The 17,858-nt window shown below is 69.9% G+C and carries 14 protein-coding genes and 2 pseudogenes; 11 read left to right on the top strand and 5 right to left on the bottom strand.

All coding sequences use genetic code 11. The annotated features are described in order from the left end of the window. Nucleotides 1-92: 92 nt before the first annotated feature. Entirely contained in the window at nt 93-740 is a 648-nt protein-coding gene (locus tag ABZ898_RS11990; protein WP_361656157.1) for a fasciclin domain-containing protein, read from the bottom strand. Between the two features lie 415 nt (nt 741-1,155). Here ABZ898_RS11990 and ABZ898_RS11985 point away from each other — a divergent pair, with 415 nt between their 5' ends. The 8 genes and pseudogenes from ABZ898_RS11985 to ABZ898_RS11950 all read left to right on the top strand — a co-directional run bounded on the left by ABZ898_RS11985 (nt 1,156) and on the right by ABZ898_RS11950 (nt 8,816). Continuing rightward, complete coding sequence (locus tag ABZ898_RS11985) at nt 1,156-1,398, top strand: hypothetical protein (protein ID WP_361656154.1); 243 nt, start codon at nt 1,156-1,158, stop codon at nt 1,396-1,398. Between the two features lie 65 nt (nt 1,399-1,463). Next, complete coding sequence (locus tag ABZ898_RS11980; RefSeq protein WP_361656151.1) at nt 1,464-1,688, top strand: hypothetical protein; 225 nt, start codon at nt 1,464-1,466, stop codon at nt 1,686-1,688. Between the two features lie 149 nt (nt 1,689-1,837). Further along, nucleotides 1,838-2,698 carry a Rieske 2Fe-2S domain-containing protein gene (locus ABZ898_RS11975; RefSeq protein ID WP_361656148.1) on the top strand — a complete coding sequence of 287 codons (861 nt, stop codon included), beginning with the start codon at nt 1,838-1,840 and terminating at the stop codon, nt 2,696-2,698. A 38-nt stretch (nt 2,699-2,736) separates the two neighbouring features. Next, nucleotides 2,737-3,276 (top strand): DUF488 domain-containing protein, encoded by a 540-nt coding sequence (locus tag ABZ898_RS11970; RefSeq protein WP_361656145.1) that lies wholly within the window; start codon nt 2,737-2,739, stop codon nt 3,274-3,276. After that, nucleotides 3,273-4,079, top strand: a complete 807-nt coding sequence (locus ABZ898_RS11965) for a ribonuclease BN (protein WP_361656142.1) — start codon at nt 3,273-3,275, stop codon at nt 4,077-4,079. Before ABZ898_RS11970 ends, ABZ898_RS11965 begins: the two co-directional genes overlap by 4 nt. A gap of 101 nt (nt 4,080-4,180) precedes the next feature. Then, nucleotides 4,181-6,253: a SpoIIE family protein phosphatase gene (locus ABZ898_RS11960; RefSeq protein ID WP_361656139.1), complete on the top strand. Its 2,073-nt coding sequence runs from the start codon at nt 4,181-4,183 to the stop codon at nt 6,251-6,253. A gap of 78 nt (nt 6,254-6,331) precedes the next feature. Continuing rightward, on the top strand, nt 6,332-7,810 hold the full coding sequence (locus ABZ898_RS11955; RefSeq protein ID WP_361656136.1) for a glutamate-cysteine ligase family protein: 1,479 nt from the start codon (nt 6,332-6,334) through the stop codon (nt 7,808-7,810). Nucleotides 7,811-8,394: 584 nt separating this feature from the next. After that, a pseudogene (locus ABZ898_RS11950) lies at nt 8,395-8,816 on the top strand (KUP/HAK/KT family potassium transporter). A gap of 26 nt (nt 8,817-8,842) precedes the next feature. Here ABZ898_RS11950 and ABZ898_RS11945 read toward each other — a convergent pair. Together ABZ898_RS11945 and ABZ898_RS11940 are read right to left on the bottom strand one after the other, a co-directional pair. Then, complete coding sequence (locus ABZ898_RS11945) at nt 8,843-10,024, bottom strand: Shedu anti-phage system protein SduA domain-containing protein (RefSeq protein ID WP_361656133.1); 1,182 nt, start codon at nt 10,022-10,024, stop codon at nt 8,843-8,845. A gap of 101 nt (nt 10,025-10,125) precedes the next feature. Beyond that, nucleotides 10,126-10,875, bottom strand: a pseudogene (locus tag ABZ898_RS11940) (transposase family protein). An 895-nt stretch (nt 10,876-11,770) separates the two neighbouring features. On the opposite strand from ABZ898_RS11940, the gene ABZ898_RS11935 reads away from it, so the two are divergent. Continuing rightward, a protein-coding gene (locus ABZ898_RS11935) for an IS5 family transposase (RefSeq protein WP_361656130.1) occupies nt 11,771-12,579 on the top strand; the annotation gives its coding sequence in 2 pieces (ribosomal slippage) (nt 11,771-12,110 and nt 12,110-12,579; 810 coding nt in all). A gap of 5 nt (nt 12,580-12,584) precedes the next feature. On the opposite strand, the gene ABZ898_RS11930 is transcribed toward ABZ898_RS11935, so the two are convergent. Both ABZ898_RS11930 and ABZ898_RS11925 read right to left on the bottom strand, forming a co-directional pair. Next, nucleotides 12,585-12,959, bottom strand: coding sequence for a hypothetical protein (locus ABZ898_RS11930; protein ID WP_361656127.1), 375 nt, complete (start codon nt 12,957-12,959; stop codon nt 12,585-12,587). Between the two features lie 114 nt (nt 12,960-13,073). Next, complete coding sequence (locus tag ABZ898_RS11925) at nt 13,074-13,361, bottom strand: hypothetical protein (RefSeq protein ID WP_361656125.1); 288 nt, start codon at nt 13,359-13,361, stop codon at nt 13,074-13,076. A 215-nt stretch (nt 13,362-13,576) separates the two neighbouring features. Here ABZ898_RS11925 and ABZ898_RS11920 point away from each other — a divergent pair, with 215 nt between their 5' ends. Next, a complete protein-coding gene (locus ABZ898_RS11920) occupies nt 13,577-16,156 on the top strand; it encodes a DUF262 domain-containing protein (RefSeq protein ID WP_361656122.1) in 2,580 nt (859 codons plus the stop codon). A gap of 472 nt (nt 16,157-16,628) precedes the next feature. After that, on the top strand, nt 16,629-17,855 hold the full coding sequence (locus ABZ898_RS11915; RefSeq protein WP_361656119.1) for a protein kinase: 1,227 nt from the start codon (nt 16,629-16,631) through the stop codon (nt 17,853-17,855). The last annotated feature ends 3 nt before the right edge of the window (nt 17,856-17,858 follow it).

The following is a 17,858-nucleotide window of genomic DNA, read 5'->3' as shown; positions in this document are numbered from 1 at the left end:
GGGCTGGAGAAAGGGCTGGGCGCCCGTCCGCTCCGAGGGGTCTTCGGAGCGGACGGGCGCTGCTTGGGCGCTTGGGGGTCGGCGCTTGCGGGTCAGCTCTTGGGCATCAGGACCGAGTCGATGATGTACACGTTGGCGTTCGCGGTCTTGACGTTGCCACAGACGACGTTCGCGGAGCCGTTGACCTTGTAGGACTCGCCGGAGCCGGAGGTCATGAGCTTGGACTTCTCCAGGGTGTCGAAGGAGCCGTTCTCCAGGTCCTTCGGAGCCAGCTTCTGGCCCACGACGTGGTAGGTCAGGATCTTGGTGAGCTGGGCCTTGTCGTTGAGGACCTTGTCCAGGGTGGCCTTCGGGATCTTGTTGAAGGCGTCGTTGGTCGGCGCGAACACCGTGATGTTCTGGGCGTTGTTCAGGGTGTCGACCAGGCCGGCCTTCTTCACCGCCGAGACCAGGGTGGACAGCGCCGGGTTGTTGGAGGCGGCGGTGGCCACCGGGTCCTTGGCCATGCCGTCGAAGGAGCCCGCGCCGTTCTTCGGCACCGAGGAACAGGCCGGGCCGAAGGGCTCGTCCATGCTGCTCATGCCCTCGCTGGCCTTGGGCGAGGAGGCGGCGGGCGCCGAGGACTCCGACTTGCCGTTGTCCTTCTCGGTACCGGAGGAGCAGGCGCTCAGGGCCAGCGGAAGCACGGCGGCGGCGGCAAGGGTGACGGCGGCACGGCGGGTGCGGGTGGTGGTCATCATTTCTCTGTCATCTCCTGAGGGTCGCGCGCGGCGGGTGCCGCGCCGGGATTCGTCAAGGCGTTCGTCAAGGGGTTCGTGAGAAGGCAGGAGCCGGGGCGCCTCGCGGCAGACCGCGCCCCGGCTCCGTCGAGGAGAGGACGCCCGGCGGCCCCCGCCGCGCGGGTCCGGGCCGTCGGCGCGGCACACCCCGCGGGCGCTCCGCCGGACGTCTCCGGTGCGGTGCGCGCCAGGCCGTGCGACGGCCGGTGGTCCCTCTCTTCATCCCTCACACGGGGAATCCGGATCTGCTCGGCAAGCGGATTGGTCACTCCCCCGATCAGGCGAAACAGATTGCGAAACCAATCCGCGGGGCCCCCGGCACCGGATAAAAGCCCTCCGACGGGCGCCCTCCGGAATCCGCGCTTACGATCCCCACGTGGCAGACATTCCCGACAGCCTCATCGCACTGGAACGGTCCGCCGAGGTGGAGCGCGCCCGGCTGGCCGGTCTCACCGGGAGCGAGTACGACGCCCAGCGGCGCCGCTGGCGCACGGCGTACGACGCCGTGTGCGCGGCCATCGCCGACCGTTCGGCCGAGACCGGCGAGGACCGCTGCGCGCTGGAGCGGGCCGTGCAGGAGGCGGTGCGGCACACCCAGGAGGACCCGGCCGTGGAGTAGCGGCGCCGCGGGGGCCCGGAGTACTCCGGCATGCGGCGGCCGTACTCCTGGGCCACTCTCGGGACATGACCCCGGACATACCCGTCGTGATCTACCCGCCCGCCCCCGACGGCGGCAGGCGGGTACGCGTCGGGGAGCGGTTCGTCGGCATGGCCTACACCGTGCTGGACGTCGTGGAGTTCCTGCGCCGGGCCGGGCCGGAGGTCCTGGCGTCGCTGGAGGAGTCGGACGTCGTGAGCGCGCGGTGGGTCGAGTGGCGGGGCGTGGGGCCGCGGGAGTGGCCCCGCTGAATACGGAGTACCGGGCCCCGCGGGCGGTGAACCCCCCTACCGGCGGCCCAGGATGTCCGGGCGCAGGCAGCCCGGTCCAGATGAGAGCGCGAGCCGGCGCGGCAGCGGGCACCGGCCGTCAGGTCCGAACGCTACGAGGAGCGACCGTCATGCCCAAGCAGATCGAGCACGTCATCAGGGACATCGAGGACCGCAGCGCGCTCGACGCCGTCGCGGGTCCGGCCGCCTCCCTGGTCAACCGGGTCACGAAGCCGACCGTCGTGAAGAACGCACTCTCCGGCGGCTGGCTGGGCCATGCGCTGCACCCGGTGCTCACCGACGTCCCCATCGGCGCCTGGGGGATGGCCACCCTGCTGGACGTGACGGCGGGCGAACGCGGCGCCCGGGCGGCCCGCACGCTCGTCGGTTTCGGCGTGCTCGCCGTGGTGCCGACGGCCGCGAGCGGCGCCTCGGACTGGGCGGACACCTACGGCCCCACCCAGCGGGTCGGCCTGGTGCACGGCGCGCTCAACGGCGCGGCGACCGTGCTGCAGGCCGCGTCCTGGGTGGTCCGGGTGACCGGACGCCGGCGCGCGGGGGCGGTGCTGAGCGGGGTGGGCCTCGGCCTGATGGGCGCCTCCGCCTACCTGGGCGGGCACCTGTCGTACGTCAACGGCGTCGGGGTCAGCCACACGGCGTTCGAGGAGCCGACGGGCAAGTGGACGGACGTGGCGGCGCTGACCGCGCTGGAGGAGAACAAGCCGCTGCGGGTCGACGCGGGCGGTGTGCCGGTGGTGCTGGTGCGGCACGACGGGACGGTGAAGGCGCTCTCGGCCACCTGCACGCACGCCGGGGGCCCGCTGGACGAGGGCGAGGTGGACGCGGACGGCTGCATCCACTGCCCCTGGCACGGCAGCGCGTTCCGGCTCTCGGACGGCGAGGTCACCCGGGGTCCGGCGTCGGTGGCGCAGCCGGACTGGGACGTGAAGATCTCCCAGGACCGGGTGCTGGTGCGGGCCGCGAACGCCTGAACCGGCGGCATGGGCGGGTCGGGTGAGGCGGCACCGGGATGACGAACCGCATCCGCACGGTGGGGCACTCCACGCGTGACTTCGACGAGCTGGTGGCGATGCTGCGCGCCAACGGCATCACCCATCTGGTCGATGTGCGCTCCTTCCCCTCGTCGCGGAAGTTCCCGCAGTGGGACCGGGCCGCCATCGAGCGGGCGCTGCCGCCGGACATCGGGTACCGCTGGATTCCCGGGCTGGGCGGGCGCCGGCACACGCCCCGCGGCGTGCCGAGTCCCAACGGGGCCTGGCGGGTGAAGGCGTTCCGGGACTACGCCGACCACATGGCCACCGACGAGTTCCGCGAGGGGCTCGACGAGCTGCTGGAGCTGGCCGAGGACGGCAGCCCGGCCATCATGTGCAGCGAGGCGGTGCCCTGGCGCTGCCACCGCAGGCTCATCACGGACGCGCTGCTGGTGGCGGGCGCGGAGGTGGAGCACATCATGTCGGCGACGAGCACGAGACCGGCGTCGCTGGACGAGAACGCGCGGGTCGAGGGCGGCCGTCTCACCTACCCGCCGCCCGGTGGGGAGGAGCGGTGAGCCGGTGGCGGCGGGGCGCGGGCCGTGCCTGGGAGTGGCTCGCCCTGCACGTCCTGATCCGGCGCGGCCGCGAGCTGGAACTGATGCACCGGGCCATGGGTTTCGCCACCCTCGCGCTGGTGACGCTGGCCCCGCTGCTGATCGTGGTCGCCGCCGCCGACCCGCTGGTGCGCGGCGGTTTCCCGTCCTGGCTGTCGGACGGCATGGGACTGTCGGGGCGGTCCGCGAAGGTCCTCAACGAGGTGTTCAGCCCGCCGCGCGAGGTCATCGGTACCACCAGCGCGTGGAGCATCCTGATGCTGGCCGTGTTCGGGGTGTCCTTCGCGGGCAGCGTGCAGAACGGCTTCGAGCGCATCTGGGGGCTGCCCGCGGGGCGCTGGCACCGGGTGTGGCGGCAGGCGACCTGGCTGCTGGTGCTGATGGTGTACCTGTACCAGGAGGTGCAGACGGGGACCACGATGCGGGGGCTGTCCCGGATCTTCCTGACCACGCTGACCACGCTGTTCTTCTTCTGGTGGGGCCCGTGGTTCCTGCTGGGCGGCCAGATCCGCTGGCGGGCCCTGCTGCCGGGCGCGGTGGCGTCCCTGCTCGGGCTGGTGGGGCTGCGCGCGTTCTCCACGCTGGTGTTCACCCCGCTGATCGTGACCAACGCGCTGAGCTACGGCGCGGTCGGCACCGTGCTGGTGGTGTCGTCCTGGCTGATCGGGGTGGGGTTCGTGGTGTACGGCGGCGCCCTGCTCGGCCGCTGGTTCACCGAGCACCACTGGGTGCCCGCGCGCGACGACGAGGACGAGGAGCCCTGAGCGGGCCGTGCGGTGGGCGTGAGCGGGCGACGGGCCGCAGCATGGAGGTACCGGTCCCGAGCTGTCGGGCGAAGCCCGCGCCGGTGGTGGGAGGTGGCGGGATGACAGTGGACTCCTTCCGGTCCGACGAGGAGAACGAGGCCGAGGACCCCCGGCCGACCGGGCTGCTGGACCTGCTGAGCGTGGCCGCGGTGGTCCTGGACACCCGCGGGCGCATCGTGTTCTGGACCCCGCAGGCGGAGGACCTGTTCGGTTACACGGCCCAGGAGGCGCTGGGCGCCGAGGCGGGGCGGCTGCTGGTCTCGCCGGGCCGGATCGAGTCCGCGGTGCGGCTGTTCTCCGAGGTGCTGGCCACCGGCCAGGGCTGGGCGGGCGCCTTCCCGGTACGGCACAAGGACGGCTCCAGCCGGCTGACGGAGTTCCGCACCATGCGGCTGCTCGACGACCGGGGCGAGGTGTACGCGCTCGGCATCGCCGCCGACCGGGCCCTGCTCCAGCGCGTGGAGACCGACCTCGCGCTGTGCGAGCGGCTGGTCTACCAGTCCCCCATCGGTCTCGGCCTGCTCGACCCGGACCTCAAGTACCTGCTGGTCAACCCGGCGCTGGAGCGGATCGACGGCATGCCGGCCGCCGAGCACGTCGGCCGCACGCCGCGCGAGACGCTGCCGCTGACCGACATGGAGACCGTGGAGTCGGCGCTGCGCCAGGTCCTCACCACCGGGACCCCGCTGCTGGACCAGTATCACGTGGGGCGCCCGAGCGACGATCCCGGACGGCAGCACGCCTGGTCGCTGTCCTTCTACCGGCTGGAGGACCCGAGCGGCCGGGTGCTGGGCGCGGCAGTCTCCGTCGTGGACGTCACCGAGCGGCACCAGGCGGCCGGGGAGGCGGACCGGGCGCGCAGACGGCTGGCGGTCATCGCCGACGCCTCGGCGCGGATCGGCACCACGCTGGAGGTGGAGCGCACCGCGCGGGAACTGGCCGAGGTGGCGGCGCCGGTGCTGGCGGACGTGGTCGCGGTGGACGTGCTGGACTCGGCGCTGGCCTGCCGGCGGATGAGCAGCCCGGACGACGGCCCGGAGCTGTTCCGGGCGCTCGCCCTGAAGGCGGCCCACCCCACCGTGGCGACCCGTGCCGCGGACCCGCCGGGCGACCTGGCCGCCTACGCCGGGGACCGGCTGGTCACGCTGTGCGTGCACACCGGGCGGCCGGTGCTGGTGCCGCACGTGCAGCCCGCCGACCTGCCGCGGATCGCGCGGGACGCGGACGGGGAGGCGCTGCTGGCGGAGGCGGGCGTGCACTCGTACCTGGCGGTGCCGCTGATCGCGCACGGCGAGGTGCTGGGCGCGCTGGACCTGAAGCGGACCCGCAATCCGCTGCCGTTCGACGAGGACGACGTGGTGCTGGCCGCCGAGATCGCGGGCCGGGCCGGGGTGGCGATCGACAACGCGCGCTGGTACCAGAGCGTGCGCAACACCGCGCTCACCCTCCAGCGCAGCCTGCTGCCCGACCACTCCCCCAGGCACACCGGCCTGGAGGTGGCCTCCCGCTACGAGCCCGCGCAGGCCACCAGCGAGGTGGGCGGCGACTGGTACGACGTCATCCCCCTGACCGACGACCGTACGGCCCTGGTGGTGGGCGACGTGATGGGCAACGGCATCGACGCGGCCGCCACCATGGGCCGGCTGCGCACGGCGACCTGCGCCTACGCCGACCTCGACCTGGCCCCCGAGGCGGTGCTGCGCCACCTGGACCGCATCACCTGCGATCTGGAGCACTACATCGTCACCTGTCTGTACGCGGTGTACGACCCCGCCACCAACCGGTGCACGGTCGCCAACGCCGGGCATCTGCCGCCCGCGCTGGTCAGGCCGGGCAGCGCGCCGCGGTTCCTCGACCTGCCGCCCGCGGCGCCGCTCGGGGTGGGCGGGGTGCCGTTCGAGGCGGTCACGGTGCCGATGGAGCCCGGCGATCTGCTGGTGCTGTACACCGACGGGCTGGTGGAGACCCGGCAGCACGCCATCGACGAGCGGCTGGAGACCCTGCTGTCCCTGCTGGGCGAGCCGGGCCCGTCGCTGGAGGAGGTCTGCGACCGGCTGGTGCACGGCCTGCGCCACCCCGACGACCACGACGACGTGGCCCTGCTGCTGGCACGGGTGGGGGACCAGCGCTGATGCCGTCGCGTGGTGGCGTGTCGTGGGTGGTGCGACGCTGGGTTGGCCAGGTGCCGGACGAGGGACTCAGGAGGGCCGATGGGGCGTGACGTCCCGGCGCTCGTCTTCACCCGCGAGGACCGCCGCCGGTACCGCTTCAAGATGCAGGAGTGCCTCGACGCGTTCGCGCAGATGCTGCGCGAGTCGCGGTTCGACGTCGACCGGCCGCGGGTCGGTCTGGAGATCGAGCTGAACCTCGTGGGCGCGGACGCGGAGCCCGCGATGCGCAACAGCGACGTGCTGGAGGCGATCGCGGACCCGTCCTGGTCGACCGAGCTGGGCCGGTTCAACCTGGAGATCAACGTGCCGCCGCGCCGGCTGACGGCGGGCGGGCCGGACGCCTGGGAGGAAGAGATCCGGGCGGCCCTCAACCACGCGGAGGACCGGGCCAACACGGTGGGCGCGCGACTGGTGATGGTCGGCATCCTGCCGACGCTGCGCCAGGCGGACATCGGGGTGGCCGCGCTGTCGGAGAACCCGCGCTACCGGCTGCTCAACGACCAGGTCTTCGCGGCCCGGGGCGAGGATCTGCGTATCGAGGTGGACGGGGTGGACCGGCTGCGCACCTACGCGGACACCATCACCCCGGAGGCCGCCTGCACCAGCACGCAGTTCCATCTCCAGGTCTCCCCCGAGGACTTCGCGGCCTACTGGAACGCGGCGCAGGCCATCGCCGGGGTGCAGGTGGCGCTGGCGGCGAACTCGCCGTTCCTGTTCGGCAAGGAGCTGTGGCACGAGACGCGGATTCCGCTGTTCGAGCAGGCGACCGACACCCGGCCCGAGGAGATCAAGGTGCAGGGGGTGCGGCCCCGGGTGTGGTTCGGGGAGCGGTGGATCAACAGCGTCTTCGACCTGTTCGAGGAGAACCTGCGCTACTTCCCGGCCCTGCTGCCGCTGTGCGACGAGCAGGACCCGGCGGAGACCCTGGACCGGGGGGACGTTCCGGAGCTGGCGGAGCTGACCCTGCACAACGGCACGATCTACCGCTGGAACCGCCCGGTGTACGCGGTGGCGGAGGGCCGGCCGCACGTCCGGGTGGAGAACCGGGTGCTGCCGGCGGGCCCGACCGTCGCGGACACCCTGGCCAACGGCGCCTTCTACTACGGCCTGACGCGGGCCCTGGTGGAGGAGGACCGGCCGGTCTGGTCCCGAATGTCGTTCTCGGCGGCGCGGGAGAACCTGCACACGGCGGCCCGGCACGGCATCGAGGCGCTGCTGTACTGGCCGGGCATGGGCGAGGTGCCGGTGCCCGAACTCGTGCTGCGGCGGCTGCTGCCGCTGGCGCACCGGGGGCTGGAACTGTCCGGCATGGACGCGGCGTGGCGGGAACCGCTGCTCGGCATCATCGAGCAGCGGTGTGTCACCGCCCGCAACGGCGCGGTGTGGCAGCAGGAGACCGTGCGGAAGCTGGAGGACACCACGCACGCCGGCCGCCACGAGGCGCTGCGCCGGATGACGGAGCTGTACATCGACTACATGCACCTCAACGCCCCGGTGCACACCTGGCCGGTGGACTGAGGCGAGGCGTCGCGTCCGCCGGTGTTCACCCGGGGAGTCGTCCCGGTCTGCGCTCAACAGTTCGAGACGTACTAGAGAATGCGGCGACGCCGCCAAGTGGCGGTGTTCAAGGGCGAGTTCACCCCGACCAGCACCCACGGCGGCGCCGTCGTCAGGGGACTCTCGCGGCGCCTGCCAGGCCCACATCCGCGCGTCCTCGCCCAGCCCACGTGGAACTGCACGGGGACACGGCCCTGCGAGCGCCATCTACCGACAGGAAACCTACCCTGAACTGGGGCTTTGTGTCTTTCGAAGCTGTCAGGCCTTTTCCCGCTTACTCAGCGAAAAATCCCTGGAAAGTCCCTGGGGCAGAGCTGAAAGTCCCTGAAAAGTCCCTGGTTCTGAGCGGCCCGACCAGCGCTCGCGCACCTCACACGGGTGTCGCGGCACCTGCCTTCCGCCCCGCACCCGGAAGAAGTGTGCCCCAGGTACGCACCAAAGGGGCAACGAGTTGATCTTGCGGTCCTGACCGGCGTTCGGCTCGCTCGCTGCTGTCGGCGTCCTCGGCGAGGACGGATTCCCATCGCGGACAGCCGAGGCTCATCATGCGAACGCGCACGACACGGCACGGCCTGGCTCTGGGGATCGGTGCTCCCGGTGTGGTCTTCGGTGACATCGGCACCAGCCCGATCTACACCCTCCAGACGGTGTTCAACCCGAGCGATCCGCACCGCGTCCCCGTCACGACGCAGAACGTGTACGGGGTGGTGTCGCTGGTGTTCTGGTCGGTGGTGGTCATCGTCCTGGTCACCTACGTGCTCTTGGCGATGCGCGCCGACAACGACGGCCCGGCATCATGGCGCTGATCACCCTCTTACGGCGATACACCTCGCAGCCGGCCGAAAAAACCGCCGCCGTACTGGCCGCGCTGGGCATCTCCGGCGCGTCGCTGTTCTTCGGCGACAGCCTGATCACCCCGGCGATCTCGGTCCTGTCCGCGACCAGGGCCCCGGTTCTTCCAGGCTGACGCTGCTTGCAGAGGGACATCTGGTTTCAAGCGAGCCGAAGGCGTTGGTCGGGGGCGTCTCGGCGGAGAGGGTCGGGGGATTCGTTGATGCGCATGAGCCAGTCGTAGGTGCGTACCTGGATGTGGGAGCGCCGGGCATGCAGTTCCCGGATTTCGGCGGCTGCGTCGTCGTAAGTCTCGCGGGCCATGATGATCAAGCCTGGGACTTCAGCCGTGATACCCGGCAGGCCCAGTCCGTCGGCGTCGCGCGCGGAGCGGGCGTAGTGCAGATTGGTGGACAGCCACCTGCGCCAGTCCTCGATCTGGTCGACCGCGTGCCGCAGGGTGGCCGTCGCCCGCCTATTGCCGGGGTTGGTCAGGCGACTGACCGGGCTCTCCAGTTCGACCAGCGTCCACCGAACTCCGAGTGAGGTCTGACCGGCGATCATGAAGTCGGCCATGTAGTGGTTGCCGAGCTGGACCTGGGGCCGGATCCAGGTGTCGTGGGTGCCCACTACGGTGCCGGCCAGCAACGCCGGGTGCTTCTCCAAGAGCCGCTGCATCGCGGCCTCGTCGTCCGCTGTCTCCAGTGCGTTGCGCAGTGCCTCGATCGCCGCCGGGGTCGCTGGAAAGTTGATCCGCCAGCGTTCCAGCTGCGTCTCCTGGGCTCGGGTAATCCGAGCCGGGTTGCTCTGAACCGCAGCGGCGTGTTCGCGGGCCAGATGGAGCTGATCGAGGTAGCCGTCCTCACCGGGGCGGGTGATGCGGGTGACCCGATGCGGGGCAGTGCCGAGCCCGTGGCCGCCCCGGAAGTGCAGTCGGCCATTGGCGCCGATTGATGAGATCTCGCCGTGCATATCCGGCCCCTTGCGCCGGTCGCGAGCGGTAACAACGTCATCGACCGCAGGCTCTAGCCGACGCAGGGCGGCGGCGGACTCGCGGTCACGGGCGACGCGCAGCCAGGCGTTAAGCACCTCCCGGCACCTGAGCTTGTCCATGTCGGGAACCGCCAGGTCCGTGCGGTTCGCGAGATCGAGGAGGACCTCGTACTCGTCGTCGCCGAAGTCACCGGCGAGCGTGAGCCCCAGAGGCATTCGAAGCAGGACGCGCAGCTCGGCGGCAGCGACCAGCGCGGGTGTGGCCTGTCCTAGGGGCAAGGCCAAGGCGCGGGCGATGGTAATCTGCTCGGCCGTCGGCGCCTTGCACTTACGTTCAAGGCTCTCGGCCACGACCTGCCACCGTAGCTCTGGCACTTCCCCTCCTTCTGAAACGACGCGCCCACCGTAGCCGCAAGCGGCGACGTGGTGTGGTGGTTCTTCGGTGAGCTTCTTCAGCGTTGCCGCTCCAGGGTGAGGACAGCTTTGGCGATTGACGTCATGCGGTTCGGGCTGCCGCGGGCTCTGCGGAAGATCCGCCAGGACTTAAGGCGGGCGACACCGCGTTCAACCGGTGCCCGTGCCGCGGGCAGGGCCCGGTTGACGGTCTTCTCGGTGGAGGTGAGTTCCTGCAGGGGCCTGCGTTTGATGCCCGTGGTCAGCCAGGGGCCACCACCCTGGTAGGCAAGATCCGCCAGCGTGGGGACGCCCTGGCGCTCGCAGATGTGGATAATCCGGTGGGGGCCGGCGGCGGTCAGGTCATGAGACCGGCCCGGCAGCGCGGGTGAGAGCCACAGCAACCGGCCGTCCGGATCGGTGACCACCTGCACGTTCACACCGTGGCGCGGGTGTTTGTGGGATTAGTCGGCCCGGCCGTCGCCGACCCGGTCGCACTCGGCGAGGATGCCGTCGAGCAGGACGAAGTCGGGTTCGTGCTCGCGCAGCGTCTTCAACAGGCCCGGTGCACGTTCGGCGAGCAGGTCGACGACCGCGCTGGTGTAGGCGTGGGCGGTGGACGAGCTGATCCCGAATCCAGCGGCGATCTTCGCGAGAGTGGTGTGTTCGTGCAGGTACACCAGTGCCACCATCGCGCGCTGGGATGGGCGGAGCTTGCAGCGTCGGTCGCCCTCACGGGTGACGATGAGCATGGTGGCCCACTCCGCGAGTGCATGCGGAAGGTCGAGTGCGGCAGGGTGGATGACCAACGAGGACCCTGAGCAGCGTGAGCCGTTAGGCATCTTGATCAACAGCCCGGGGGCCTCGCTCGTTGCGCTTCACGGCCCATCCCTCGATCGGTGGCCAACTAGAAGAAGCTCACTGCCTGAACCCGCTTACTGGAGGAGTCTCGCCCCGTGGGCCAGGCCATCGTTCGCCACGCGAGCGCCACCTGCGTAGAGGTGTCCGCGTCCGGCGACGGCTTGCGTATCTGGGGCCGCGCTGACGTCCGGCAGGGACGGAAGATCCGGCGCCCCGACGGTACGGCCGTGGAGATCTACGGGACCGGCCGATACATCGGATGCCGGGGCGCCGACATGGTAACGCTCCGTCAATCCTCGTGGATGTGTCCGCAGTCATTCGGGCTCTCGGCCTGTAGAGTCCAACTCTGGTTTGGGACTGCGAAGCTCCTGCTTGAGAGCGCGCACCGAGCGCACCGCCTTGGCCGCCTTGCGGCAAATGACCGGCACCTGATCTAGCGCGTGCCCCGCGATCCACGTTGCCCCGCTGAGAACGCCGACGATCGCGGCAGCCCACCTGACGGTTTCCATCCGGTCCCTCAACCCTTCTGTAGGGGTCGGACCGGGCACGGGCGCTCGATCCGACCCATGCAAATACGCATGTCGTCGAACCGAGTTCGCCCCTGACGTGCAACGTCTTCCTTCAATGAAGGCGCGTCGCGGATCGAAACTCGAAGTGGATCTCAATACTCAGTGAGCTAACAGTTCGATGACTGGCCGTCAGAACCCGCACCGATTACCGGGGAACTGTCCCGGACTGAGCACTATCAGGATATCACCTAATAGGACTCCCTTACTGATCGTTTCAGAATGAGTTGAGCCGTGGGTCTTGCGCTCGACGATCTTGGTCAGCAGGGTGTTCGGCGTGCGTGCTGATCTTGTTCCGGATGAGCTGTGGGAGCGGGTGGCCCCGCTGCTGCCGCCCGCCCCGGAACGGCGCCATCGCCACCCGGGGCGGCTGCGTGTTCCCGATCGAGTGGCGCTCGCTGGCGTCATGTACGTACTGCGGACCGGTATCGCGTGGCGTGACGTCCCCGCGGAGGCGGTGGGCTGTTCCGGGGTGACGGCCTGGCGCCGACTGCGGGACTGGACCGAGACCGGCGTCTGGCCGCGCCTGCACGCCGCCCTGTTGACCGAGCTTCGTCGCGCCAACCTGCTGGACCTGGACGACTGCTCCGTGGACGGATCGCACGTCCGGGCGCTCAAAGGGGGGACCACGTCGGACCCTCGCCCGTCGATCGGGCCCGCTCTTGCTCGAAGCACCACCTGATCGTGGACCGTCACGGTACCCCGCTCGCCGTCACGCTCACCAGTGGCAACCGGCACGACGTCACCCAGCTCCTGCCTCTGCTCGACGCCGTTCCGTTGATCCGGGGACTGCGGGGGCGTCCCCGCCACAAGCCCCGGCGTCTGTATGCCGACCGGGGCTACGACTTCGACAAGTACCGCCGCCTGCTGTGGAAACGAGGCATCAAACCGCTGATCGCCCGACGCGGAGTCGCTCACGGCTCCGGACTGGGCAAGGTGCGCTGGGTGGTCGAGCGTGCCTTTGCCGGGCTGCATCAGTTCAGACGGCTCCGCACCCGCTACGAGCGACGCGCCGATCTCCACCAGGGCCTGCTCGAACTGGCCTGCAGCCTCATATGCCTGCGCCGCCTGCGCACCTCATCCTGAAGCGATCAGCTGGTGACGCTGAACCACCCCGGTCGCACCTCGGTCAGAAGCGGTTGCAGGGACCGCCCGGCGGTCCGCAGGTCCTGATCCGTGACGTCAAGAGGCTCGGGCAAGCTCAGCCCGTACCGGTGCAGCCGCCAGAGGTCGAAGATTTCGCTCCCGTCGGGTGCGAAATCGACATCGACCTCGATGCCGTTGTCGCTGACGAAGCGGCACCCGGCTCCATGAACCGTGTAGGAGTAGGTGCCGACCTGCCCACTCCGGTTGATGATCCGGTGCGAACGGACCAGGCCGAGGACATCTGCGAGTCGCTCAAGCGAGGGGATCGCCGCCCCCATGGCCTCGTCAACCGCGTTCAGAGCGTCGACGTAACCAAGCACGAGCCCCCGTGCATCCCCAACCCGTTCCATACGGCGTCATCCCCCTGAGCCCGTGGCTGAAGGGGATTGTTCCATGGGCCGCAAGCGTCTCCGCAGGGCGGCATTCTGAAACGATCAGTTAGTCGTGATGTGCCAGACCGTCTCGGGACTGTGGCCACCGACGGGGGCCTGCCCTGGCGGGTGCGCGAAGTGCCGGCGCACCTTCCCTCCCAGCCGCCCGCGCGTCACCAGCGAAATCCGGGTACCCGCCGGCGCCTCAAAGCCGTGGAAGCAGTAGAAGGAGACCAACTGGCCCGTACCGCCGTAGCCGATCCGCTTCCAATAGTCCGACAGCCGCTCCACGACGTGCACCTCCTGGCGGGTCTCCAGGTCGAAGCCCACCACCAGTAAGTCGTCCTGCATGGCACCCTCCCCTTCACAACGTCACTTCAGTTGCTGCCGTTGCTGAACGGCTGGGGAAACACGCTCGCCCAAGCCGGGGATTGAGGAACATCGGAGCCCTGGTGTTCCTCAGCAGGCATTCCTGCGTCGTACGACGGCGACGGGGCCGTGGCTGTCGGTGGGAAGCCCTATGGTCGTCCCCACACACAAGTGAACAAGTCACCGAGGGGGACCCGATGCAGGCGAAGGAGACGCTGTTCGCCGATCTCGTGCAGGGGAGGGCGCAGCAGTTCCAGGTGCCTCTCTACCAGCGCACGTATTCCTGGACGGAGAAACAGCTCGGGCAGCTGTGGGGGGACATCCTGGAGCAGGCCGAACTGCTGCAGTCCAGGGAGAAGGCGAGCACGCACTTCCTGGGTTCCGTCGTGCTCGCACCGTCCCCTCAGAACGAGGCGACGTTCCCCCGCTGGCTCGTCGTCGACGGTCAGCAGAGGCTGACCACGCTCTCCATCGCCCTGGCCGCGATCCGCGATCACATAGCGGACGCCGAGCCCGACGAAGCGGAGCGCATCGACGAGGAATACCTGATCAACAAGCGCAAGAGCGGCAACGACTACTTCCGGCTGCTGCCGACACAGGCCGACCGGCCGCAGTTCGCCGAGCACGTCCGAGGGCCGCGCGCGAAGCAGACCGCTGGCGGAAGCGTCGCCACGGCCTACGCCTTCTTCCGCCGCAAACTAGTCGAGGCGGCCGATCCGGCGGCCCCGCAGGACGTGTTCCGCATCGAGCAGGCCATCACCTCTCGGCTCACCCTGGTGGCGGTGACCGCCGAGCGCGGGGACAACGTGCACCGCATCTTCGAGTCCCTCAACAACACCGGCCTCAAGCTCAGCCAGGCCGACCTGCTGCGCAACTACCTGTTCATGCGGCTGCCCACCCGCGGTGAGCACGTCTACGAGACCTACTGGCTGCCCCTGCAGGACAGCCTGAGCAACGACGAGCTCGAACAGCTCATGTGGCTGCAACTGGTCCTCGACGGGGACGACCGGGTGCGCCGCCAGGACCTGTACGCGGCTCAGCAGCAGCGCTTCGAGCGCGGAGAGGTACGCGAAGAGGAGATCGAGGCGTACATCAGGGAGTTGCACCGTCGCGGTGCTCTCTTCCGCCGGCTGCTCCACCCCGACGAGGAACCGGACGCGGCGGTCCGCGCCCATCTGCGTCGTCTGGACACCTGGCAGGCCCAGGTCACCTATCCCGCGCTCCTGCTGCTGCTCGAGCGGCGCGAACGCGGGGAAATCGACTCAGCGGACACGGCCCGCGCGATGTCGTACATCGAGAGCTTCCTGGTGCGTCGGATGATCTGCCGTGTGCCGACGAACAACCTCAACAGGATCTTCCAGGCGGTGCCCGGGCAGCTCCCGCTCGACGTTCCGGTGGCCGACGGCCTGCACCAGCTCCTCTCCGCCAACAACCGTTTCTGGCCCGACGACGAGGAACTCCGGGAGAAGATCCGAACAGCCCCCTTCTACCAGTACGGACGCTGGCACCAGCGCAAGCTGGTACTGCAGCGGCTGGAGGAGAGCTACGAGCACCCCGAGCCAGTGGACTTCGCCGCCGCGCAGCTCACCATCGAGCATGTGATGCCGCAGTCGCCCGGCAGCGAGTGGATCCGGATGCTAAGCGAGGACGTGGCCGACGGAGAGAGCGCGGAGGATCTGCACTCCCGGTTGCAGCACACGCTCGGGAACCTGACGCTCACCGGAGTCAACTCGGAGCTCTCCAATCACCCCTTCGAGCGCAAGCAGGACTTGCTGCAGGGCAGCCACCTCGAGATGAACCGCCGCATCGCCGCCACCGAGCGCTGGAGTGAACGGGAAATTCTGGCCCGCGCCGACGAGCTCGCCGACCGTGCGATCGCGTTGTGGCCGGCCCCGCTGCGCGGAGTGGGCCGCGCGGAGCGCAGCCGGGACTGGCAGCTCGCCCACCAGGTCCTCGCTGCCCTCCCCCACGGCACCTGGACCTCCTACGGCGACCTGGCCGCCTTCCTCGGTTCCGGCGCCCAGGCCGTGGGCAACCACCTGGCCAACACGCCCGGCGTGGCGTTCGCGTACCGGGTCCTCACCTCCGAGGGCAAGGTCTCCGACGGCTTCCGGTGGGCGGCACCCCAGGACACTGGGAGCGACGACGTCCGCGCCAGGCTCGCCGCCGACGGCATCCGCTTCACGACCACCGGTGCCGCCGACCCGGCCCAGCGGCTCACCGCCGACGACCTCGCCGCTCTGCTCGCCGGCACGGACGACGACCGGATGGACGGCGAGGACACCGCTCAGGGCACCGCGGAAGCACCGGGTGAGGAGACGCGCTCCGAACGGTTCTTCCGTCAGCTCATCGCGGACGACTCCAGTGAAACGGTCGAGGTCGTACGTGCGCTCTTCGCCCGCTGGGAGAAGCTCGGCGGCTGGGTCGGCCACGGCGCGGGACGCGTCATCACCAGCGCGTTCCTCATGCTTGGTGAAGCGGGCGCGCCGGGCCGCGGCATCTGGCCGCTGACGCTCTACCCGGGCAGCGGGCGGGGCGGCACGGCACAGGTGGTGTTCCAGTACCTCGCCGCGCGGGAGCCGTTCACCGACCGCGCCCTGCGCGCCGAGCTCCTCGGGCGATTAAACGAACTCGAAGGTGTCGACATCCCGGACGGCAAGCTGGAACTGCACCCCAGCTTCCGGCTGTCCGTCCTGGAGAAGGAGCACAACCTCGAACTGATCGCCCAGACCCTGGCCTGGTTCCGGGACCGCTGGCAGGAGCGGGGCGCGTCCTGAGACAGGCCTCGGCCGAACTGCTGTGCGGGAGGGGTTGGGTAGGTCCGGGCGGCAGTGAACCGTCCGGACTGGCCGTCAGCACCGGTGCGCTCGGCGGCATGACATGCGGTGGGCGCGTCCTGCTCCGTCGTGCGAAACAAGCAACGCATCGTGCTCAGGTCGCCTTCGTGCGGAGTACACGGTCCGGTTGCGTCGCGCGCCTGGGGCGGGACCAAACTTGAGCCGCCTGCCCGCCCGAGGTCACGACTACCAGGTTCGTGGCGCGGTCCCTCCCCCGGTACCGGACCGGCACCGTTTGCTACTGACCATGAGTCACGCGGCCTGGTCGACTGCGGGTGCGGCCATCTCCGCCCCCCTCAGCCCGTTTTCGCACGTCGAAGGACGACGAGGGGGGTCCCTATCGTCGGTTCATAGGATTAAGCTGTGCAAGCCGCTGGGGGGCATGCGGCGTACGAGAGGATACGCACGGTTCATGAACGGGGTGCCCGAGCAGATCGGCCGATACGTGGTCGAGCGGGAGCTGGGCTCGGGGGGAATGGGCGAGGTCTATCTGGCCTTCTCGCCCGCCGGCGATCCGGTCGCAGTGAAGCTGATCCGCCCAGACCGGCTGGACCCGGTTACCCGTGCGCGCTTCGAGAAGGAAGCGCTCATCGCCAGGACAGTGGTTGGAACCAACCGAGTGGCCCGGTTCCTCGAGGCCGACCCCTATGCGGAGCGGCCGTGGCTGGCCATGGAGTACGTGCCGGGCCAGACGCTGTTGGCGCACATGGACGGGCACGGCCCGCTGCCTGCCCCCTTGGTGGCGAGCCTCGGCGCGCTGCTGGCGGAAGGACTCCAGGCGGTTCACGCGGTGGGGTTGCTCCACCGGGACCTGAAACCCCAGAACGTCATGCTGGGCGTGTACGGTCCCATCCTGATCGACTTCGGGCTTGGAGCCTTCCTCAACACTGCCAAGGACACGTTGTCCCACAGCGGGATGATCATCGGCACCGTGCGATGCATGCCGCCTGAGCAAGCTCTGGGGCGGACGAAGGTCAAGGAGTCCGCCGACGTGTACGGACTCGGCACGGTTCTCCTGTACGCGGCCACCGGGCACTACCCGTACGACGGGGCGCGCTGGGAGGCGATCGTCGGACAGGTCGCCAACCCCGACCACGCTCCAGATCTGAGCGGTCTTTCCGAGGCCTTGGTGCCGCTGATCAGCTCAATGCTGGCCCATGATCCGGCCGACCGGCCCTCCCTTGATGCAGTGATGACCGGCTGCACGCGCGTGCTGTCCGCTGCAGGCTTGTCCCCCATGGCGGCCCGGCACGCCCTGATCGACGCCACTGCAGCGGACAAGGCAACACCAACACCAGCGAGCACAAAGCCGGCTGTCTGGGAGCGGTTCATCGAGCAGGCGGCAGAACTCGGCGAGGACGAGTCGGTCAGCCCCCTGGACAGCCCACCACCGGCCGCATCGGAGCCGGACGAGGAAGACACGGCCGAGGTTGCCAAGGCGACCGGAGCCATCGAGACCACCGACGTACCGGACGCACCCGGCTCGCCGGTGAGCGGCGCGTCGCCCCAAAGCCCGGCTCTCCAGCGGACGGAGGGTGAAGTTCCGGTGCCGGCGCCCCGGAAGCCGGGGCGGCCACCCGCATCTCTGCGCGTGGCGGAGGAGTTGCGGGCCCGCTACGCCGCACAGGCCGGCCTCTGAGTC

The sequence above is a fragment of the Streptomyces sp. NPDC046860 genome, from assembly GCF_040645115.1.
Taxonomy (GTDB): Bacteria; Actinomycetota; Actinomycetes; order Streptomycetales; family Streptomycetaceae; genus Streptomyces.
Note: the sequence above shows the minus strand (reverse complement) of the source record. Positions and strands in the feature narration are given on the sequence as shown.